At 66.4% G+C, this 20,915-nt stretch carries 19 protein-coding genes and 1 pseudogene; 11 read left to right on the forward strand and 9 right to left on the reverse strand.

From position 1 onward, the window contains the following. Positions 1-1,068 (reverse strand): ABC transporter ATP-binding protein, encoded by a 1,068-nt coding sequence (locus ACQY78_RS06665; protein ID WP_428683924.1) that lies wholly within the window; start codon positions 1,066-1,068, stop codon positions 1-3. An 81-nt stretch (positions 1,069-1,149) separates the two neighbouring features. On the opposite strand from ACQY78_RS06665, the gene ACQY78_RS06670 reads away from it, so the two are divergent. Both ACQY78_RS06670 and ACQY78_RS06675 read left to right on the forward strand, forming a co-directional pair. Continuing rightward, positions 1,150-1,938 carry an enoyl-CoA hydratase gene (locus tag ACQY78_RS06670; protein ID WP_425064866.1) on the forward strand — a complete coding sequence of 263 codons (789 nt, stop codon included), beginning with the start codon at positions 1,150-1,152 and terminating at the stop codon, positions 1,936-1,938. 20 nt (positions 1,939-1,958) lie between these two features. Further along, positions 1,959-3,155 carry a CaiB/BaiF CoA transferase family protein gene (locus ACQY78_RS06675; protein WP_428683927.1) on the forward strand — a complete coding sequence of 399 codons (1,197 nt, stop codon included), beginning with the start codon at positions 1,959-1,961 and terminating at the stop codon, positions 3,153-3,155. 13 nt (positions 3,156-3,168) lie between these two features. Here the strand turns inward: ACQY78_RS06675 and ACQY78_RS06680 are convergent, their stop codons facing one another. Together ACQY78_RS06680 and ACQY78_RS06685 are read right to left on the reverse strand one after the other, a co-directional pair. Beyond that, positions 3,169-4,113 carry a cation diffusion facilitator family transporter gene (locus ACQY78_RS06680; protein ID WP_428683929.1) on the reverse strand — a complete coding sequence of 315 codons (945 nt, stop codon included), beginning with the start codon at positions 4,111-4,113 and terminating at the stop codon, positions 3,169-3,171. A gap of 86 nt (positions 4,114-4,199) precedes the next feature. Then, positions 4,200-4,982 (reverse strand): alpha/beta fold hydrolase, encoded by a 783-nt coding sequence (locus tag ACQY78_RS06685; protein ID WP_428683931.1) that lies wholly within the window; start codon positions 4,980-4,982, stop codon positions 4,200-4,202. 66 nt (positions 4,983-5,048) lie between these two features. On the opposite strand from ACQY78_RS06685, the gene ACQY78_RS06690 reads away from it, so the two are divergent. Then, positions 5,049-5,768, forward strand: a complete 720-nt coding sequence (locus tag ACQY78_RS06690; RefSeq protein ID WP_428683933.1) for an SDR family NAD(P)-dependent oxidoreductase — start codon at positions 5,049-5,051, stop codon at positions 5,766-5,768. 143 nt (positions 5,769-5,911) lie between these two features. Here the strand turns inward: ACQY78_RS06690 and ACQY78_RS06695 are convergent, their stop codons facing one another. The 5 genes from ACQY78_RS06695 to uraD all read right to left on the reverse strand — a co-directional run bounded on the left by ACQY78_RS06695 (position 5,912) and on the right by uraD (position 11,405). Then, entirely contained in the window at positions 5,912-6,907 is a 996-nt protein-coding gene (locus ACQY78_RS06695) for a Bug family tripartite tricarboxylate transporter substrate binding protein (RefSeq protein ID WP_428683935.1), read from the reverse strand. 4 nt (positions 6,908-6,911) lie between these two features. Continuing rightward, on the reverse strand, positions 6,912-7,853 hold the full coding sequence (locus tag ACQY78_RS06700; protein WP_428683937.1) for a Bug family tripartite tricarboxylate transporter substrate binding protein: 942 nt from the start codon (positions 7,851-7,853) through the stop codon (positions 6,912-6,914). A gap of 85 nt (positions 7,854-7,938) precedes the next feature. Continuing rightward, the gene (locus ACQY78_RS06705) at positions 7,939-8,913 is read right to left on the reverse strand and encodes a Bug family tripartite tricarboxylate transporter substrate binding protein (RefSeq protein ID WP_428683939.1); all 975 of its coding nucleotides are present in this window, start codon (positions 8,911-8,913) and stop codon (positions 7,939-7,941) included. Positions 8,914-9,068: 155 nt separating this feature from the next. Continuing rightward, positions 9,069-10,505: an NAD-dependent succinate-semialdehyde dehydrogenase gene (locus tag ACQY78_RS06710; protein ID WP_428683941.1), complete on the reverse strand. Its 1,437-nt coding sequence runs from the start codon at positions 10,503-10,505 to the stop codon at positions 9,069-9,071. Positions 10,506-10,523: 18 nt separating this feature from the next. After that, on the reverse strand, positions 10,524-11,405 hold the full coding sequence (gene uraD, locus ACQY78_RS06715) for a 2-oxo-4-hydroxy-4-carboxy-5-ureidoimidazoline decarboxylase (RefSeq protein ID WP_428683943.1): 882 nt from the start codon (positions 11,403-11,405) through the stop codon (positions 10,524-10,526). A 73-nt stretch (positions 11,406-11,478) separates the two neighbouring features. Between uraD and ACQY78_RS06720 the strand changes: the two genes are divergently transcribed. The 5 genes and pseudogenes from ACQY78_RS06720 to ACQY78_RS06740 all read left to right on the forward strand — a co-directional run bounded on the left by ACQY78_RS06720 (position 11,479) and on the right by ACQY78_RS06740 (position 16,150). Beyond that, positions 11,479-12,732, forward strand: coding sequence for an ABC transporter substrate-binding protein (locus tag ACQY78_RS06720; protein ID WP_428683945.1), 1,254 nt, complete (start codon positions 11,479-11,481; stop codon positions 12,730-12,732). Between the two features lie 101 nt (positions 12,733-12,833). Beyond that, the gene (locus ACQY78_RS06725; RefSeq protein WP_422012474.1) at positions 12,834-13,715 is read left to right on the forward strand and encodes a branched-chain amino acid ABC transporter permease; all 882 of its coding nucleotides are present in this window, start codon (positions 12,834-12,836) and stop codon (positions 13,713-13,715) included. Continuing rightward, entirely contained in the window at positions 13,712-14,710 is a 999-nt protein-coding gene (locus ACQY78_RS06730; protein ID WP_428683948.1) for a branched-chain amino acid ABC transporter permease, read from the forward strand. Before ACQY78_RS06725 ends, ACQY78_RS06730 begins: the two co-directional genes overlap by 4 nt. Continuing rightward, positions 14,707-15,438 (forward strand): ABC transporter ATP-binding protein, encoded by a 732-nt coding sequence (locus tag ACQY78_RS06735; protein WP_428683950.1) that lies wholly within the window; start codon positions 14,707-14,709, stop codon positions 15,436-15,438. The genes ACQY78_RS06730 and ACQY78_RS06735 overlap by 4 nt, the downstream gene beginning before the upstream one ends. Continuing rightward, positions 15,435-16,150: pseudogene (locus ACQY78_RS06740) on the forward strand (ABC transporter ATP-binding protein). The gene ACQY78_RS06735 and the pseudogene ACQY78_RS06740 overlap by 4 nt, the downstream one beginning before the upstream one ends. A 1-nt stretch (position 16,151) precedes the next feature. Here ACQY78_RS06740 and ACQY78_RS06745 read toward each other — a convergent pair. Beyond that, entirely contained in the window at positions 16,152-16,541 is a 390-nt protein-coding gene (locus tag ACQY78_RS06745) for a cupin domain-containing protein (protein ID WP_428683952.1), read from the reverse strand. 205 nt (positions 16,542-16,746) lie between these two features. On the opposite strand from ACQY78_RS06745, the gene ACQY78_RS06750 reads away from it, so the two are divergent. The 3 genes from ACQY78_RS06750 (at position 16,747) to ACQY78_RS06760 (ending at position 20,911) form a co-directional block, all read left to right on the forward strand. After that, the gene (locus tag ACQY78_RS06750; protein WP_428683954.1) at positions 16,747-17,838 is read left to right on the forward strand and encodes a transglutaminase-like domain-containing protein; all 1,092 of its coding nucleotides are present in this window, start codon (positions 16,747-16,749) and stop codon (positions 17,836-17,838) included. Between the two features lie 62 nt (positions 17,839-17,900). Then, positions 17,901-19,403, forward strand: a complete 1,503-nt coding sequence (locus ACQY78_RS06755; protein WP_428683956.1) for an adenylate/guanylate cyclase domain-containing protein — start codon at positions 17,901-17,903, stop codon at positions 19,401-19,403. Further along, on the forward strand, positions 19,400-20,911 hold the full coding sequence (locus ACQY78_RS06760) for an adenylate/guanylate cyclase domain-containing protein (protein WP_428683958.1): 1,512 nt from the start codon (positions 19,400-19,402) through the stop codon (positions 20,909-20,911). Before ACQY78_RS06755 ends, ACQY78_RS06760 begins: the two co-directional genes overlap by 4 nt. The last annotated feature ends 4 nt before the right edge of the window (positions 20,912-20,915 follow it).

The raw sequence follows: 20,915 nt of genomic DNA on the forward strand, positions 1-20,915 counted from the left end.
TCATTCCTCCGCCAGTGCCCGGCATTGTTCCGCCGGCAGGTGCAGCCAGACCGCCTGGCCGACCGCGATGTTGCGCCCGGGCGGCGCGGTGACGCGCAGCTCGGTCTTGTCGTCGAGCGTGACCGTGTAATCGCGCGTCGCACCCAGAAAGACCTGCCGCGTCACCACGCCGTGCAGGTGGTTCTCCACCCCCGACGGCGGCGATTCGAGATCGATGCCGATCTCGTGCTGGCGAACGGAAACGGCGACCCGCCGGCCCGCGACCAGCTTCCGTCCAGTCGTGCGCAGCACGCCGCCGGCGACGGAAACGCGGTTCTCGTCCAGGGCATTCGCGGCGAGCACGTTGGAGCCGCCGATGAAGCGCGCCACGAACTCCGAGCGCGGCCTTGCGTAGATCTCCTCCGGGGAGCCGAGCTGCTCGACCCTGCCCTTGTTCATCACTGCGATCAGGTCGGCCGTGGTCATGGCCTCCGCCTGGTCGTGAGTCACATAGACCGTCGTGTAGCGATACTGGTCATGCAGGCGGCGGATCTCGAACCGCATCTCCTCGCGCAGGTTGGCGTCGAGGTTGGACAGCGGCTCGTCGAGCAACAGGGTCTCGGGCTCCACCACCAGCGCGCGCGCCAGCGACACACGCTGCTGCTGCCCGCCCGACAGCTCGCCCGGATAGCGCTCGGCCAGCGCCTCGAGGTGCGCGGTCGAGAGGATCGCCTTCAGCTTGGCATCGATCGTCGCGCGGTCGAGCTTCCGGATCTTGAGCCCGTAGGCCACGTTCTCCGCCACCGTCATGTGCGGCCACAACGCGTAGCTCTGGAAGATCATCGACATCTTGCGGCCTTCGGGCGGCACCGTGCGCGACGGCGAGGACAGGACTTTGCCGCCCACTTCTATTTCGCCAGACGAAGGCTCGATGAAGCCAGCGATCAACCGCAGGGTCGTGGTCTTTCCACATCCCGACGGGCCCAGCAGGCAGACGAGCTGGCCATGCTCCACGCGCAGCGACACGTCGTCGACAGCGACGGCAGCGCCGTAGTGCTTGGAAAGGCCCTTCAGTTCTACTGAGGCCACGATTCCTCCCTGTTGGTTCACACCTTATTCATTTCGTTTCCGGCGCGCTATATTCGCGACCTCAATTGAAGGAATGCCGGCATGCAGGAACAGAAAATCATCGGTCGCCGCGAGGGCGCCGTGGGTCACGTCGTCTTCAACAACCCGGCGAAGCTCAATGCGGTCTCGCTCGACATGTGGGACGGCTTCGTCAGCATCCTGAAGGACTTCGCCCAGGATCCGGAGATCCGTTGCCTGGTGGTCAGCGGCTCGGGCGGCAAGGCCTTCGTGTCCGGCGCCGACATCTCTAAGTTCGAAAGCGAACGCGCCAACGCCGAAGCGCAGGTCCGCTACGACGCCATTTCCAAGGAAGGCTACGAGGCGCTCTACGACTTCCCCAAGCCGACCATCGCCAAGATCACCGGCTACTGCATCGGCGGCGGCATGAACCTCGCGGCCTGCTGCGACCTGCGCTACTGCAACGAGGGCGCGCGCTTCGGTGTGCCGGCCGCCAAGCTCGGCCTCGGCTACGGCTTCCTGCGCATCGAGCGCTTCTCGCGCATCGTCGGCCTGCCCCGCGCCATGGAATTCCTCTTCACGGCCAAGCAGTATTCCTCGAAGGAAGCCTACGACATGGGCCTGGTGCACGGCGTCGCCGCCGATGCCGAACTGGACGCCATGGTCGACGGCATCACCGGCGCCATCGCGCAGAACGCGCCGCTGACGATCGCGCTCGCCAAGGCCGCCGCGCGCGAGATCGCCAAGCCCGAATCGAAGCAGGACCACGCCAAGCTCGACAGGATGGCCGAGGCCTGTTTCGACAGCGAGGATTTCAAGGAAGGCCGTCGTGCCTTCATGGAAAAGCGCAAGCCGGCCTTCAAGGGCCGCTGACGAGCAACGAGGAAACCCCGATGACCGCCTTGCCCCTCTCCCACCTCACCGTCCTCGACCTCACGGCGCATCGCGCCGGGCCGACCGCCGTGCGCCAGCTCGCCGACTGGGGCGCGCATGTCATCAAGATCGAACCGCCACCGCCGCCCTCCGAGGGCGGCAAGAACAACGATTCGATGGGCGGCGCGCGCCACGGGTTCGACTTCCAGAACCTGCACCGCAACAAGAAGTCGATGACGCTTAACCTCAAGAGCCCCGAGGGCCACGCGATCTTCATGAAGCTCGCGGCCAAGGCCGACGTCATCGTCGAGAACTACCGCTCCGACGTGAAGCATCGCCTCAAGGTCGACTACGACACCGTGGCGAAGATCAACCCGCGCATCATCTACGGCTCGATCGCAGGCTTCGGCCAGAGCGGCCCGGATGCAGCGCGCCCCGGTGTCGACCAGATCGCCCAGGGCATGGGCGGGCTGATGTCGATCACCGGCGAGCCGGGCCGCGGCCCGATGCGCGTCGGCATTCCGATCGCCGACCTGACCTCGGGTCTCCTGCTCGCCCAGGCGATCATGCTGGCGCTCTACACGCGCGAGCGCACCGGCAAGGGCCAGTGGGTTCACACCTCGCTGATCGAGGCGCAGATCTTCATGCTCGACTTCCAGGCCTCGCGCTGGCTGATGAAGGGCGAAGTGGCGAAGCAGGCCGGCAACGACCATCCGACCAGCATCCCGACCGGAGTCTTCCCCACCAGCGACGGCTACATCAACATCGCCGCCGCCGGCGACAAGATGTGGAAGCGCGCCGCGCTGGCGCTCGGCGCCCAGGCGCTGATCGACCATCCCGAGCACGCCACGCCGGCATTGCGCTCGCAGAACCGCAAGGCGCTGAACGAGCGTCTGGCCGAAGTCACCAAGACCAACACCAGCGCCCACTGGATCGAAGCGTTGAACAAGGCAGGCGTCCCCTGCGGCCCGATCAACACGATCGACATGACCTTCGCCGAACCGCAGGTCCAGCACCTCGGCATCGCCCGCCCGGTCAACCATCCCGCGCTCGGCGAGATCAAGGTGGTCGGCCAGCCGATCAACCTCTCCGACTACCCGCAGCCCAAGTCCCTCAACCCGACGCCGGATCTCGGCCAGCACACGGACGAGGTCCTCGCCGGTCTGGGTTACGACGCGAAGGCCATCGCCGGCCTCAAGTCGGATGGCGCAGTCTAGTCCATAGCGTTCGTCAAATCCGCGAAACGCCTTCTTCCGTCCGCAGCGCCTGATCCTCGATCTGGATGGTGGTGTGGGTCAGGTCGTACGTGTCGCGCATCGCCGCTTGTGCTGCAGCCAGAGTCTCGCGGGAACGGGCCATGTCGGCGATCACGAGATGGCAGCTCAGGGAGTCGACGCCGGACGTGATGGTCCAGACATGAATGTCATGGACCGCCGTCACGCCGGGAATGGCGAGCAGCGTCCTTTCCAGCAACGTCAGATCGACGTGGGGTGGCGTACCCTCCATCAGGATATGAATCGCCTCGCGCAGGAGCATCCATGTGCGCGGAATGATGAAGAGGCCGATGCCGGCGCCGACCAAGGGATCGGCGGGCGTCCATCCGGTGAGGAGGATTACGACGGCGGCGATGAGGACGCCGAGCGACCCCAGCATGTCGCTCATCACCTCGAAGTAGGCACCCTTGACGTTGAGGCTGTCCGACGAACCCGCTGACAGCAGCTTCATGCTGATGAGATTGACGATCAGGCCGGCTATGGCGACCGCCATCATGGGCCCGCCGAGGACCGGAGGCGGATTCAGGAAGCGATCATAGGCTTCGTAGAGCACGAACGCCGTCACGACCAACAAAACCACCGCATTGGCCAGCGCGGACAGCACCTCCATGCGGACGTAGCCGAACGTCTTTTGCGGTGTTGCCGGACGCTCGCCGAAGTTGATGGCGATGAGAGCGAGAGCGAGGCCGCCGGCGTCCGTCAACATGTGGGCGGCGTCGGCGATGAGCGCCAGGCTGCCTGTGATCAGGCCGCCGATCACCTCGACCACCATGAACGAGGCCGTCAAAACCAGCGCCCACCGCAGGCGCGTCTTGTGCTGGGCGGCAGCCGAGCCGCCGGCCTGCGAGCGGCTGGGCGAACCGTGGGAATGCCCTGGACCGTGGGAATGCCCGCCTGCCATGATGGTCTCCTCAAGCGCCAGTGCCGATATGCATGCCGTTTAGAACAGCATACCAGTCAGATGGATGACAGGGCCCCACCGCCAGCCTAGCGCTTCAGGTACCCTCGCAGCGCCCGGAGGAATTCGGCCGGGCGCTCGATCTGCGGCAGGTGGCCGGCTTCGGGGATGGTCACCAGCTTCGACTGTTCCAGGGACAGCCGCATCTTCCGCGCGCCGTGCTTGTCGAGGACCGGCGAGCGGTCGGCTTCACCGAAGATCAGCAGGACCGATCCCTTGGGCGGTGGCGCGGCTTCTTCACCCGACAGCAAGACGTCGACGACGCGGTCGGCGTCGGCAGTGGTGAAGCCGTCGAGCGTCCGCAAGATCTCCGCCGGCACCTTGGAGCGGTCGTGGAAGGCGAGCGGCAGGACCTCGGGGCCGAAATGCAGGCGCTGCAGGTTGCCGCGCGCCAACCGACGGATCGGCGTTTCGCCCGCGAGCCAGCGCAGCATCTTCGAGTAGCCCGGCGGCTGGTAGCCGTTCACCACCACGAGCCCCGCCGAACGTTCGGGATACTGGCCGGCGAAGCGCCAGGCGATCGTCGCGCCCAGCGAGTTGCCGACCAGGGTGGCACGCTCGATGCCCAGCGCGGTCAGCAGCTCGGCAAGCCACGCAGCATAGGCGCCGAAGCTCGGCAGGCCTTCGGACGAGTGGATCGGCGGCAGTTCGGGCGCCACGACGAGATTCGTGCGTTCGAGATCGTCGGTTACGGTCGACCAATAGGCTTCCGCGCCCGCCCAGCCGCCATGCAGCAGCACGATTGCCTCACCGGTGCCGCCGGTCCAGACTCGCGCCGGGCGCTGTCCGAGCGAAATTGTCTTCAGCTCCACGTCACGCCCTCTGAACATATGAAGCGGGAGATATAGAAGATGGCCACGACGCGGAGAACAGCTTTAGTGACCGGCGCAGGCCGAAACATCGGCCGGGCCTGTGTCCTGGAGCTTGCCCGGATGGGCTACGACGTCGTGATCAACGGCTCCTCCGACCGCGCGGCGTGCGAGTCGGTGGCCAAGGAAGCCGCATCGCGCGGCGTCGAGACCCTGGTCGCGATGGCCGATGTCGGCAGCCCCGCGGAGTGCCGGCGCATCGCCCAGGAGGCGATCGCCAAGTTCGGCTCGGTCGACGTGCTGGTGAACAACGCGGCGCTGCGGCCGGCCAAGCCCTTCCTCGAGATGAGCGAGGCCGACTGGCGGCGCGTCATCTCGGTTGATCTCGACGCCGCCGTGTGGCTGTCGCAAGCCTGCCTGCCAGGCATGCTGAAGAAAGGCTGGGGCCGCATCGTCAACTTCACCGGCATGAATGCGATGCACGGATATGCCGGACGTGCCCCGGTCTCGGTTGCCAAGCATGGCGTCTGGGGCCTCACCAAGGCGCTGGGCAAGGAGTTCGGGCCCAAGGGCATCACCGTCAACGCCATCTCGCCCGGCCCGATCTCGGCCGATGTCGAGGACGACGGCGAGTCGAACCATCATCGTCTCGAGACGATGGCCAAGGTTCCGCTCGGCCGCATGGGCACGCCCGCCGAGATCGGCTCCGTGCTCGGCCTGCTCGTGTCCGACGGCGGCGCCTACGTAAACTGCCAGATGATCCAGGTGAACGGCGGCGGACAGACCTGACCGAGCAAAACCCGTCGTCCTGAGCGGGGCGCCGCAGGCGCGCAGTCGAAGGACCACTTTTCGCTTCGACACGCCGTGCGTCGGAAAAGAGGTCCTTCGACTACGCCACCCTACGGATGGCTCCGCTCAGGACGACGGAGAGATCAATCCATCGGCAGGCCGGTGGTGCGGGCGATGGTGCTCCAGCGCTCGACCTCGGCCTTCACGAAGTCGCCGAAGGCCTGGCGGCTTTCGAGGTCGATGCGGGCGCCCTGCTCCTGCCAGATGCGCTTGATGTCGGGTTCGGCCAGCGCTGACTGCACGGCGGCGTGCAGCCCATCGAGCGCTGCGGCCGGCGTCCTCATGGGCGCAAACAGGCCGTACCAGGTGCTGACCTCGAAATCCTTCACCCCGGCCTCGGCGAAAGTCGGCACGTCCGGCAGTACGCTCTCGCGCTTGGTGGTCGCCACGGCGAGTGCGCGCAGCTTGCCGGACTGCACGTACGAGGCGACCGTGCTGAGCGGCTGGAAGGTAGCGTCGAGCTGCCCGGCCAAGAGGTCCTGCAACGCCGGGCCGCCGCCGCGATAGGGCACGTGCATCAGCTTGATGCCGGTGCGCCGCTGCAGCAGTTCGATGGCGAGATGCGGCATGGTGCCGAGGCCCGACGAGCCGATGTTGATCGAGTCCGGCGCCTTGCGCGCCGCGGCGAGGAAGCCTGCGAGATCCTTGACGTCGAGCTTGGCCGGATTGACGACCAGCCCGACCGGCACCTTGGCGATGTTGCTGACGGGCGCGAAGTCGCGCAGCAGATCGAAGCCCGACTCGGGGTAGACGACCGTCGCGAAGGACTGTGCGCTGTTCGCGACCAGCAGGGTGCAACCATCGGGCCGCGCCCGCGCCACCACCATGCCGCCCAACGTGCCGCCGGCGCCGCTGCGGTTCTCGACCACGACCGGTTGGCCGAAGTGTCGGCTGACATGCGCCGACACGGGACGCGCGAAAGTGTCGTTCGAGCCGCCGGGCGGGAACGGCACGATCCAGTTCATGGCCCGCGGCGGACGCCATTGCTGTGCCGAAGCGGATCCCGCCGCGCCCGTGGCCAGCAGGCCGCCCAGGGCGCCCAGGGCGCCCCGGCGAGAAAGAGACCGCAAGACCGTCATGGGCTCACTCCATCTGGACGTTGGCGGCCTTGGCAATGCGGGTCCACCGCTCGACCTCGCGGCCGATGAAGTTGGCGAAGTCGGCACGGCTTTCGAGCTCGACCTTAGCGCCATGCTCGGCCCACAGCCGCTTCACCTCGTCGGAGCCCAGCGCCCGCTGTACGGCGGCATGGACGCGGTCGAGCACGATATCGGGCGTGCGGATCGGCGCGAACAAGCCGAACCAGGTGGTCATTCGGAAGTCGGCCAGCCCCGCTTCATGCGCCGTCGGCACGTCCGGCAGCTGCGCATCGCGGCGTCGGTTGATGACCGCGAGCGCGCGCAGCTTGCCGGACCGGACGGCCGCCGCCACCGCGCTCACCAGCACGAAGGCGGCGCCGATCTGGCCTGCCAGCAGGTCCTGCAGCATCGGCGCGCCGCCGCGATAGGGAACATGGGTGAATTTCACACCTGCACGGTCCTCGAAGAGGCCGATGGCGAGATGCGTCACCGTGCCGAGGCCGGCCGAACCGATATCGATGCCACCCGGCGCCTTCTTCGCCATCTCGATGAAGGCTTCGAGATTGGCGGTGTCGATCCGCGCCGGATTGATCACCAGCGCGTAGGGCACGCGGCCGAAGGCGGCGATCGGCGCGAAGTCGCGCAGGAAGTCGAAGCCGGCCCGCGGGTAGATCGTCGGCGCATAGACGAGGCCGGTGTCGCCCACCAGCATCGTATAGCCATCGGGCGCGGCACGGGCGGCGACAGCGGTGCCGACCGTGCCGCCGGCGCCGCTGCGATTGTCGATCACCACCGATTCGCCGATCGCCTCGGCGACCCGCGCCGCGACCGGGCGCGAAAACATGTCGGACCCGCCGCCCGCCGGAAACGGCACGATCCAGGAGACCGTGCGCGTCGGCCAGTCGTTGGCGCGCGCCGGAGCCACCGCCCCGGCGCCGGCCGCCATCAATCCCCCCAGCAAGCTCCGCCGTGCAATCCCGCTCATTCGGCCGGGAGCTTAGCGTCCGCCCGCGGCGGCGCAATACCGGGTGTTATTGCGGCTCGATCTTCGCGAGCTTGATGTACTTCGTCCAATCCTCGCGCTCCTTGGCGACGAACGCATCGCACTGCTCGATGGTCCAGTCCTTTGGCGGCGGCAGGAAGCCGAGCTGCTTCACCCTTTCCAGCACCGACGGCTCGTAGAGCGCGTCCATGATCAGACGATTCAGCTTCTTCTTGATGTCGTCCGGCGTCTCCTTGCGCACCGAGAAGCACGAATAGGAGATGATCACATACTCCGGATAGGTCTCGGCGACGGCCGGGATATCCGGGAAGAGCGCAGACCGCTCCTTCGAGGTCACGGCCAGCGCGCGGACGTAGCCCGAGCGGACGTAGCTCTCGCCCACCACCTGGTCGGGGAACACGCAGTCGACGCGGCCGGCATTGAGGTCCTGGATCGAGGCGACGGCGTCGCGATAGGCCACTTCCTCGAACTTCACACCGGTCGTCACCTCGAACAGGGCGGCCGGGACGCGCGAGGAGGCATTGCCGTAACCGGAGAAGAGCGGCTTGGGCTGCTTCTTGGCGTACTCGACGAATTCCTTCACCGTCTTGTACGGCGCGTCCGGCTTCACCAGCATGAAGTTGCCGATGGTGCCGTTGACGGCGACCGTCGTGAAATCCGACGGCTCGTAGGTCATCGTCTTGTAGAGACTGAAATTGGCCGCCAGCGTGCTGGTCGAGCCCAGCAGGATCGTATAGCCGTCGGCCGGCGCGTTCTTGACCTGCGTGGTGCCGATCATGCCCGTGGCACCGGCCTTGTTCTCGATGACGAAGGGCTTGCCCGTCACCGTCTCAAGCTGCTTGCCGATCAGGCGGGAGATGATGTCGGTCGAGCCGCCTGGGCCGAACGGCACGAGGATCTTCACGACGCGCGCGGGATAGGCCTCCTGCGCCTGCGCACCGGCGCCCAGCGTGACGGCGACCGGAAGGCCGCCGAGAGCGGCCAGAACATTTCTACGCTTCATGTATACGCTCCTCGATCGAGACGGGACCCGTATAAGTCGGCGCGGCCAAAAGGCGAGCCTGTGTTTGCCCGCCGTTTCGGAGAGCGACCGCTTGCACGAAAAAGCCCTCCTCCGACGGATCGGAGGAGGGCCAATTCCCGCAAGCTGCGGCGATTTTACATGCCGAGTTGGCTGATGAACTTGGTGTTCAGGTAGGCCTCGAGCGCCTCGATGCCGCCCTCCGAGCCGTAGCCCGAATCCTTCATGCCGCCGAACGGCACTTCCGGGAGCGCCAGACCGTGATGGTTGATCGACACCATGCCGCTTTCGAAGGCGGCGCCGACCTTGGTCATGGTCTTGCTGTTGGTTGTGTAGGCATAAGCCGCGAGGCCCCACGGCAGGCGGTTGGCTTCCTTCATCACGCCATCGAAATCCTTGAACGACGAGATCGGGGCCAGCGGGCCGAACGGCTCCTCGTTCATGATGCGGGCGTCGAGCGGCACGTCGGTGAGGACGGTGGGCTCATAGAAGTAGCCCTTGTTTCCCTTGCGCTGGCCGCCGGTCTGGACCTTGGCGCCCTTGCCGATGGCATCGCTCACGAAACCGTCGATCGCGTGCAGGCGGCGCTCGGCGACGAGCGGCCCCATACGCGTGTCCTTGTCGAGGCCGTTACCGACCTTCAGGTTCTTGGCATAGGCCGTGAACTTCTCGACGAACTCCGGATAGACCTTCTCGTGCACCAGGAAACGCGTCGGCGCGACGCAGACCTGTCCGGCGTTGCGGAACTTGTTGGCACCCAGGATGTTCACCGCCTGGTCGATGTCGGCATCCTCGAACACGATGGCCGGCGAATGGCCGCCCAGTTCCATGGTGACGCGCTTCATGTGCGCACCGGCCAGGGCCGCGAGCTGCTTGCCGACCGGCGTCGAGCCGGTGAACGTCACCTTCTTGATGATCGGATGCGGGATCAGATACTCGCTGATCTCCGACGGCACGCCGTAGACGAGCTGGATGACGCCCGCCGGCACGCCGGCATCGACGAAGGCCTTGATGAGCTGCGCGCAGGAGCCGGGCGTGTCTTCCGGTCCCTTGATGATGATCGAGCAGCCCGTGGCCAGTGCCGCCGAGGCCTTGCGCACCACCTGGTTGATCGGGAAGTTCCACGGCGTGAAGGCGGCGACCGGACCCACCGGCTCCTTCGTCACGAGCTGGTACACGTTCTCGAAGCGCGCCGGGACGATGCGGCCATAGGTGCGACGGCCTTCCTCGGCCATCCAGTCGATGATGTCGCCGGCCAGCAGGGTCTCGCCCTTCGCCTCGATCACCGGCTTGCCCTGCTCCATCGTCATGATGGTCGCGATCTCGTCGGCACGCTGGCGCATCAGCTCGGCGGCCTTGCGCATGATCTTGTAACGGTCGAACGGGGAGACCTTGCGCCACTGCTGGAAGCCCTTCTCGGCGGCCTCGAGAGCGCGATCGAGATCGGCCTTCTCGGCATGGGCCACCTGGCCGATCACTTCTTCCGTGGCCGGATTGATGACCGGGATCGTCCGGCCGTTGGCGCCCTTGGTCCAGGCACCGTCGATCATCAGGGATACGTCGCTGTAGTTCATTATTTCCTCCTCCTACTTCTAGCTTCCGCGATACGTCGAATAGCTCCACGGCGTACAGAGCAGCGGGACGTGATAATGCCCCTCCGGCTCGGCAATGGAAAAGCGTAAAGGCACGATGTCGAGAAAAGGCGGATCGCCCTGCTCGATGCCCCTGCTGCGGAAATGGTCACCCACGGCGAAGCGCAGCTCGTAGCGGCCGATCGGCAGCGGCCGGCCGCCGATCAGCGGCGCGTCGGTGCGGCCATCGGCGTTGGTCGTGGCCGTGGCAATGCGATGGGCGCGCTCGCTGGCGAATTCATACAGCTCGATCGCGACGCCGACCGCCGGCCGCCCCGCATGCGTGTCGAGCACATGCGTGCTGAGGCGGCCGTTCACCCGGGGCATGCCCTCGCCCGTCACCTTCACCGCCAGCCGCAGCCGCGTGATGAAGAAGATTTCCTGCAGGGCCGTGGCGAATTCGGTGGCCGCATCGTGCCGCAGCCGGCGTTCGAACTGGGCCAGGATCGAATCGCGCGTGTGCCGGCGGACGCAGACGATGAAGGGGAACCCGAACTTCGCCTTGTAGGCATCGTTGAGACGATGGAAGCGTGCGAATTCTTCCTCCGGGAGCGTGTCGAGCCCGACGCTCGCCTGTTCGTGCCGCGACTCCTCGGTCAAAGCACCCGCCCTCGCCGCCTTGCCGGCGAGATCGGGATGGCCACACACGAAGGCAAGCTGGCGCTCGCGTGGCGCCGCGCGCACAGCCCCCATCATCGCTTCGTGCAGTGCGGTGACTGTGGCGAAGGGCCGCTTGGCGGCCGTGGCGTCGGCGACCCACGGCGCCAGTTCAAACGTGTCGCCGACGGCGGCCGCGAAGTCGCCTGCGGTCGCGTGGTTGAGGTCGTCGAGGCTCTGGATCATGCCGGCCGACCTAGCACGCGCAGAAGTCAGCCTCTATAGTCCCGGCCAGCAAAAACCCATGGGAGGAGCCGCAATGACCGGCCGCAACACCTTCACCCGCCGTCGCCTCGGCCAGTCGGCTCTCGCCGGCGCCGCCCTGCTGGGCGCCCCCCTGCCGCTGCGCCAGGCGTTCGCCCAGGGCGCGCCCGCGAACCTCAAGGTCGGCCTGCTGCTGCCGACGTCCGGCCTGCAGGCGCAGATCGGCCAGGCCTGCAAACGCGGCGCCGACGTGGCCAACGACGTGTTCGCCGACATGAAGATGCCGGTGAAGCTCGAGATCGTGAATTACGACACCGAAACCAAACCGGACGTCGCCCGGACCCAAGCCGAAAAGGCGATCGACGCGGGCTGCCACATGCTAGTCGGCGCTTTCGATTCCGGCCAGACCATCGCCATCGCCCAGGTCTGCGAGCAGCGCGGCGTGCCGCTGGTCGTGAACATCGCGGCGGCCCCACAGATCACCGAGCAGGGCTACAAGTTCGTCGTGCGCAACTTCCCGACGGCGCCGATGCTGATCACCGGCGCGCTGTCGCTGCACAAGGAAATCTTCAAGATCTCGGGCAAGACGCCGAAGACCGCCGTGCTGATGAGCGTGAACGACACGTTCGGCACCTCGATGATCAACGGCATCAAGGCACTCTTCCCCAAGCTCGACATGCCCTACGAGCTGGTCGACACGATCAGCTACGACGTCGCCGCCAAGGATCTCTCGGTCGAGGTCGCCAAGGCCAAGGCCACCAAGGCCGAGCTGCTGCTGCCGGTCAGCCGCCTGAACGATGCCAAGCTGCTGGTGCAGGAGATGGTCAAGCAGCGCTGGGAGCCGATGGGCGTCCTGAATCCCGGCGCACCGGGCCTGTACGAACAAGACTTCCTCAAGACCATGGGCAAGTACGGCGAGTACATGATCTCGAACGTGCCGTGGCTCGACCCGAAATCGGCGATGACGCAGTCGCTCGAAAAGCGCCATGCCGCGAAATATCCGAACGACCAGCTCGACCTCAACGGCGGCTTCACCTTCGAGGGGATCCTGATCGCCGCCCAGGCCTGGCTCGCCGCCAAGTCGACCAAGCCCGGCGACCTCATGGAAGCGCTGCGCAAGATCAAGATCGACCAGCACGTCATGGTCGGCGGTCCGATCCAGTTCGACTCCAAGGGCCAGAACGTCAACATCAAGGCCGCTGCCGTCGAGAACCTGAAGCGCAAGCCCACGGTCGTGCTGCCGCTCGAATCGGCCGCCGCCCCGCTCGTCTTCCCGATGCCGCCGTGGAACGACAAGCGCCGCACCTGATCCATTCGCTCTAACTTTCCCTCTCCGCCGTGGCAGAGAGGGTATGACCCACCTCACCCAGCCTCTCCCCCCGCGCCGCGGGCGGAGAGGAGCATGAAAGCATGACCGCAGACTTTCTCCTCTCGCTTGCCCAGGCGATCACCAAGGGTCTGTTGACCGGCATGGTCTACGGGCTCATGGCGCTCGGGCTCTCGGTCATCTTCGGCGTCATGCGCGTGGTCAATTTCGCGCACGGCGAGATGATGGTCGTCGGCATGTATCTCGCCTGGATGGGCTTCGAATACCTGCAGGTCTCGCCGATGCTGAGCCTGCCGGTGATCGCCGTGATCTTCTTCGGCGCGGGCTATGCGCTGCAGCGCGCGGTGATCTCGCCGTTCATCGGCCGGCCCGAGCATCAGCAGTTCCTGCTGCTGCTGGCCATCGCCATCCTGCTGGTCAATGTCTCGCTGGTGATCGCCGGTCCCGACTCGCGTGGCGTGCAGATGGACTCGCAGTTCGAATCCTATGAACTCGGCCCCTTCGTCTTCGACGCCGTGCGCGTTCACGCGGCCCTGACGGCGGTGGTGATCGCGGGCCTGCTCTGGCTCTTCTTCACCCGCACCCGCACCGGCAAATCGATCCGCGCCGCCGCCGACAACAATCTCGGTGCCCTGGTCGTCGGCCTCGACGTCCGCCGGCTGTACGCCTTCACCTTCGGCGTGGGTGCGGCCTGTGTCGGTGCCGCCGGCGCACTGATGATCACGATCATTCCAGTGACGCCGTTCCTCGCCGCCGAATACACGCTGCTCGCCTTCGTCATCGTGATCGTGGGCGGGCTCGGCAGCATGACCGGGGCGCTGGCCGGCGGCCTGCTGATCGGCGTCAGCGAGGCGGTGGCCGGGCTCCTCCTGCAGCCGTCGCTGAAGAGCATGGTGAGCTTCGGCATCCTCATCCTCGTGCTGCTGCTGCGGCCGCAGGGACTGTTCGGCAAGAGCGGCCCATGACACTGCTTGCGCGTCTCACCGGGGGCGTGCCGGGCCGCTCGCTATGGTGCCTCGGCCTGCTGCTCGTGCTCCTGCTCGTGGCACCGGCGCTGCTCGGCAAATACGGCCTCTCCGTCCTGATCCTGGTCCTCTACTTCGCCTTCGTCGGCCAGGCCTGGAACATCATGATGGGCTTCGCCGGCCAGCTTTCACTGGGCCATGCGCTCTATGCCGGCGTGGGCGGCTATATCGCCGCCGGCCTGTTCTTCCACTACGGCATCGGCCCGTGGGCCGGCGTCTTTGCCGCGGTCGCGGCCGCCGTCGCCGCCGGGTCGATCGTCGGCTATCTCGGCTTCCGCTTCTCGCTGGCCGGGGTCTATTTCGCGCTGCTGACGATCGCCTTCAGCGAGTTCACGCGCATCGCCTTCGATCACTGGGGCTGGGCGGGCGGCTCGGGCGGCCTATTCCTCAAGGTCGATGCCACCTCAGACATCCTGAACCTGCGCGGCGGGCCGCTGCTCTTCTACTATGTGATCCTGGCGCTGGCCGCCGGCACCTTCATCCTCTGCCGCCTTCTCCTCGAAAGCCGGCTCGGCCGCTACTGGCTGGCCATCCGGGAAGACCCGGAAGCGGCCCAGGCGGTGGGCGTCCCGGTCCTGCGCTGCAAGATGATCGCGATCGTGATCTCGGCGGCACTGACGGCGCTGGCCGGCGTCTGGAACGCCTTCTACTACAACAACCTCTTCCCCGAGACGGCCTTCGCCATGGGCCGCTCCATCGAGTTCACCCTGGCGCCGATCATCGGCGGGCTGGGCACGCTGTTCGGACCGATCATCGGCGCCATCGTGCTGACCGGGCTGGGCGAGATCTTCACCGACCTCAGCGAGGTCTTCCACATTTCCGGCCTGAAGCAGATCTTCTACGGTCTCGCGCTGCTGGTGATCGTGATGTACCGCCCGGCCGGCGTCTGGCCGTGGATCGCCGACCGCCTGGGCTTCGGGGAGAAGCGGCGATGAGCGGCGCCCGCCTCGAACTCGACGGGATCGGCAAGAGCTTCCGCGGCCTTCGTGCCGTACACGACGTCTCGTTCGACGTGCCTGCCGGGGCCATCAACGCGCTGATCGGACCCAACGGTGCGGGCAAGACCACGATCTTCAACATGATCGCCGGCGTCTACCGGCCCGACGCCGGCAGCGTGCGCCTCGACGGGCGGCAGATCTCCGGCCTGCGGCCCGACCGCGTCTGCGACGCGGGCGTCGGCCGCACCTTCCAGATCGTGAAGCCGTTCAAGGGATTGAGCGTGCTGGAGAATGTCACGGTGGGCGCCCTGCACCGCCGGCCGGCCCTTCCCGAGGCCCGCGCCTATGCCGCCGACATTCTGATGCAGCTCGGCCTGCACGATCGCCGCCACCAGGCGGCCGAGAGCCTCACCCTGCCGGACCGCAAACGCCTGGAGGTCGCGCGCGCGCTCGCGACCGAGCCCAAACTGCTGCTGCTCGACGAGGTGATGGCGGGGCTTCGGCCGACCGAGATCGACGTGATGGTGACGTTCCTGCAGGAGCTCAACAGCCGCACCGGCCTCACCATCCTGCTGATCGAACATGTAATGCGGGCCGTCATGGCACTCGCCTCCAACATCGTCGTGGTGAGCTACGGCGAGAAGATCGCCGAGGGTACGCCGGCCGAGATCGCGCGCCACCAGGCCGTGCTCGACGTCTATCTCGGCGAGGCGGAGCCCGCATGAGCGCCCCCCTTCTCAAGGTCGAGAACCTCGACCTCTTCTACGGCGATGCGCAGGCGCTGGCCGCCGTTTCGCTCGAGATCGCACCGGGCGAGATCGTGGCGATCGTCGGCGCCAACGGCGCGGGCAAGAGTTCGCTGATCCGCTCGGTCCACGGCATCGAGAAGCCGGCAGGCGGTCATGTCCGCTTCGACGGCACCGACATCACCGGCTGGCCCTCATATCGCGTCTGCGAGGCCGGTGTCGGTCATGTCGCCGAGGGACGCCAGGTCTTCCCCAATCTCTCGGTCCTCGAAAATCTTGAGATGGGCGCGACGCCCAAGCGCGCGCGGGCGCTCGAGAAACAGACGCTGGAGCGCGTGTTCGCAATGTTCCCGAGGCTGGCCGAGCGGAGGCGCCAGGCCGCCGGCACGCTGTCGGGCGGCGAGCAGCAGATGGTGGCGATCGGCCGCTGCCTGATGGGCCAGCCGCGCCTCATCATGTTCGACGAGCCTTCTCTCGGCCTCGCCCCACCATCGTGCAGGAAGTCTTCCGCATCGTGCGCCGGCTGAACGAAGAGGGCCTCACCATCCTCCTGGTCGAGCAGAACGTGATGGCGTCGCTGCGCATCGCCGATCGCGGCTACGTGCTGGAGAACGGCCGCATCGAACTCGAGGGCCGGGGCGCCGACCTGCTGACCAACGACCGAGTCCGCCAAGCCTATCTCGGGCTGTAGTCTAGCGTGGGTTCTCGACGCCGACGGGCAGATGTTCCGTCGGCAACGGCGTCACGGTCATGAGTGTGACGCCCGATGCCGCTTCGAAGCGATGCCACATGCCCTTCGGCACGATCACCATCATCCCGGCGCGCAATTCCAGCGCCTCGGGTCCCTCGTCGGGCAGAAGATGCAGCAGCGTCTCGCCTTCGATGACATGGACGATCTCGTCGCCGCTCGGATGGCGTTCCCAGCCACCGCTCCCGCTGAACTTGCTGGTGAAGATCGCCCCGTCGCGATAGGGCGCGACCTGTCCCAGCCCCTTGCGCCGGTCAGCTTCGGGACTTGCGGGGGTGCGCGCGAATTGGGTGAGCCTGTCGAGTTCGGCATTGAGATCCAGAACGGCGACCAATCCACCCTCCCTGCGGAAAGCGTCACCTTAGGCAGGGCGTTACCGGCAGGCAATGTTGACGGCCGCCGCGACCGGCTGCAATTCTTGAGCTTCCGGTACTGACGCTGTCGCGTGCGACGCGGATCGGTCCGGGATGGCGCCGGCTCCTCCCGACGACGGGACGACCGCCCTCCCCGGCAGACTTTGCCATGGGAGAAACACCAAGATGAATCGTCGTGACATGCTCAAGGCCGGCCTTGCCGCCGGTGCCCTCGGCCTCACGCCGCGCCTCGCGTCGGCGCAGGCCGTGACCTATGCTCCCGTGCCGAAAGGATGGCGGACCTACGTGCTGACCACGAGGGTCGAGCCGACGGCCGGCGCGACCAGGGCGTGGATTCCGCTGCCGACGTTCGAAGCGGCCGACTGGCAGCGCCCCGGCGCCGTGACCTGGACCGGCAACGCGCGCGTGGCCGAACGCGTGCGCGATCCCAAGTATGGCGCTGAGATGCTGAAGGTCGAATGGGCGGCCGACCAGCAGGCGCCTGTCATCGAGATCGTGGCGCAGGTCCAGGCGCAGAACCGATCGGTCGTGCCGGGCCAGGGCAATGCCACATCGCTCAGCGACGCCGAGCGCAAGCTGAACCTGATGCCGACCACCTTCCTCCCCACCGACGGGATCGTGAAGGAGACGGCCGACGGGATCGTGCGCGGCAAGCAGGGCGACGCCGCCAAGGCGCGCGCGATCTACGACTGGGTCGTCGACAACACGTTTCGCAACGCCAGGACGCTGGGCTGCGGCGTTGGCGACATCACCACCATGATCCGGACCGGCAACCTCAACGGCAAGTGTGCCGACCTGAACGCGCTCTATGTCGGCCTCGCCCGCTCGGTCGGGCTGCCGGCCCGCGACGTCTACGGTATCCGCGTGATGCCGTCGGAGTTCGGCTTCAAGGCGCTGGGCGCGGGATCGGAGGTCGTTTCCAAGGCGCAGCATTGCCGGGCCGAAGTCTGGCTCGCTGGGTCGGGCTGGACTCCGGTAGATCCCGCCGACGTCCGCAAGGTCGTGCTGGAAGAACCACCGACCAACCTCGCCATGTCCGATGCCAAGGTGGTTGCCGCCCGTCGCGCCCTGTTCGGCGCCTGGGAGGGCAACTGGCTCGCCTACAACGTAGCGCACGATGTGAAGCTGCCGGGCTCCAAGGAGGACCCGATCGCCTTCCTGATGTATCCGCAGGCCGAAAACCGGTCCGGCTTTCTCGATTCGCTCGACCCGGAAAGGTTCAAGTACCGGATCACGGCGCGAGAATTGACGGCCTAGCCCGCTGACGATGCGACGGGCGGGGCATTCCGCTCCGCTCCGATCCGCTTTATATCCGGCGGATGAACGCACTCAACGACGCGGCGCCGCCTCTGTCGCCCGCCAGACTCGTGCATCGCTATTACCTTGCGATGTCGGTGCCGTTCCTGATCGACCTCCTCACGCTCGCCATCTACTGCGCGCTCAACGGGGCGCCGCAGTTCGCGCTGCCATCGCTGGCGGTTTCCGCATCGTTCCTCCTCGGCGGCGTGGGGTTAGGTGCCGCCTTCCTGATCCGGCCCATACGGGCCTTCATGGACGGCCGCACCGCCTTCAGCGACATCGAGCGGCAGCTTTCGAAGTTGCCGCGCAATTCCGCCATTGTGGTTGGTGTGATGTATGCACCGATGGTGGGCCTGCAGATCGTCTCCCGTCGCCTCGACATCGCCATGGGCTCCATGCTGCAGCAGGCCGCCTGGCCGGATGCCCTCGCCAATCTCACGGTCGGAACCGGCTTCAATGTCGTGCTCACCTTCTTTGTCGTCGCAGCCTATCTCGATCACCTTTGCGAAGAGCTTTTCCGGTCGCACGGCGTGAACATCGCTATTTTCGAAGGGCGCTTTCGCCGTAAGGTGTCGCTTGCCCTGCTGTTCGTCTCTTTCTCGACGATGGTGCTCGTCATCGCCGACATGCTGAGTTATTCCGGCGAGCGTCTGGTGCGTGAAGTTTCGACAGACATCTCGACGTCGGCGATCGCTACCATTTTCATATATTATTGGGTGTCCAGAGCACTCACGCGGCCGATCACGCGGCTGGACGGCGGCCTGCGCCGGGTCGCCGACAATGACTACATGGTGCGCCTGCCCGTCACGTCGAACGACGAACTGGGCCATGCCGCCAGCCGATTCAACCAGATGGTCGAAGGCCTCGCGGAGAAGGCCTATCTTCGCGACACTTTCGGCAAATACGTGAGCGAGACCGTCGCCGCCTCAATCCTCTCGAACCGCGGCAATACCGGCCGCAGCATCGACACCACGGCCGACGCGACCCTGATGTTCACCGACATCGAAGGATTCACCCGCCTCTCGGAAAGTACCACGCCCGCCGACATGGCTGACTTGCTGAACGCCTATCTCGGGACCGTCGTCCCGGTCATCCAGCGTCACGGTGGCATCGTCAACAGCTTCATCGGCGACGGACTCTTCGTGAGCTTCGGATTGCCGCGGCCGCTGGAGAATCACGCGAAGGCCGCCATCGCGGCCGCGATCGACATCCAGCAGGCTCTCTCGACGGCCCGGTTCGCACGTGGTCTTACCCTCCCGACACGCATCGGCCTCAACACCGGCCCCGTCATCGGAGTGACGATCGGCACCGACAATCGGCTCAGCTACACGCTGCTGGGAGACGCGGTGAACGTGGCCTCGCGCATCGAGCAGCTCAACAAGAAGTTCGGCACGCGCATCCTCGCTGCCGAGAGCACGGTGGCGGCTGCGGACGCCGCGGTTTTCTGCGAACGGTTGGGCACGACTGACGTGCGCGGGCATCATGACGGCGTCGTCGTGTATCGTGTGGGAGAGCCACTGTGACGGTCGCGGGGAACGAGCAGCCCATCGCCACGGCGTCCGAGATCGGCAGCCTGCGCCGCCGCTACCTGCTTCGAGCCGTCTCGGCGGCCGGAGTCGACATCGTCTTCACCGGCCTTTTCGTCGCCTTCTCCGATGCATGGGCCTATGCGCCGCGATCGATCGCCGTCGGCCTCTTCCTCCTGCTGGGCGTCAACGCCCTGGTCAATCGTCGCCTGTTCATACCGATCGAAGAGTACTTGGCGGGAAGTCGACGGTTCGAGGAGGCAGAGCGGCGGATCACGCAACTTCCGCTCCTGACAGCGTCGCGCGTGGGCCTGCTCGTGCTGGTGATGGTGGGCTTTCGGGTGACCGCGCCCTACCTCTGGCCCGACGACACCTTCCGCGGCCTGCCGACCCAGACGCTCGCCGACACCGTTGCGCTCTGCCTGCTGCTGCCGCTCTTCTACTTCACGTACATCTATTTCGTCATGAGCGACTATCTGGGCGACCTCTGCGGATTCATCTTCAGGCGCACCGGCCGCAACCTGTCGCTGTTCTTCGGCCGCTACCGCCTGAAGCTCGGCATCGCCCTCCTCGTCATCTCGCTCGCGCCGATGACGGCTGTCGTGATCGACCTCGTGAGCTATGACGGCGTGAAACTGCAGTTCGAGATCGCGACCGACGTCGCCATCGCGCTTATGGGCGTCGCCGTCTCGATCTATTTCATCGGGCGTTCCCTGCTGCGCCCCATCCGCATCCTGTCCCGCGCCATGTCGAAGGTCGCCGGCGGAGACATGTCGGTGCGGGTCCCCGTCACGTCGAACGACGAGGTCGGTGAACTCACGGGCCAGTTCAACGCCATGGTCGAGGGGCTGCGCGAACGCGAGCAGATCCGCGAAACCTTCGGCCGCTACGTCGACGAGAGCGTGGCCTCGACCATCCTGCAGCGCGGCGGCAACGGGGTGCTGGCCGGCGAGACCCGCGAGGCGACGATCCTGTTCACGGACGTGTCGGGCTTCACGACGATCGCCGAGAGAATACCTCCGGACCAACTCTTCGGAGCCCTCAACGAGTATCTCGAGACGGTGCTTGCTCCCATTCGCGCCCATGGCGGCGTGGTGAACACTTTCATCGGCGACGGTCTGTTCGCCTCCTTCAACATGCCGCTCGCCTGCCCGGGCCACGCTTCGGCCGGCATCCGTGCGGCCATCGACATCCAGCGCGCCGTCGCAGGCCGCAGCTTCGGCGAAGCCAAGGTGCCGTTCGTCACCCGCATTGGCATCAGCACCGGTGCGGTCATTGGCGGCTCCATCGGTGCCGGCCAGCGACTGAGCTTCACGTTGCTAGGCGACACGGTGAACCTCGCCGCGCGGCTCGAGAAGTTGAACAAGGATCACGGCACGAGCATTCTCGTGGCGGAGACGACGCGCGCCGGCTGCGGTACCGAGTTCGTGTTCAAGCCGCTCGGCAGCACGACCGTCCGCGGCCGGAGCGGGTCGGTCGCCATCTTCACCGTCGATACTCTTTGAGGTC

Source organism: Reyranella sp., from assembly GCF_965279625.1.
Taxonomy (GTDB): Bacteria; Pseudomonadota; Alphaproteobacteria; order Reyranellales; family Reyranellaceae; genus Reyranella.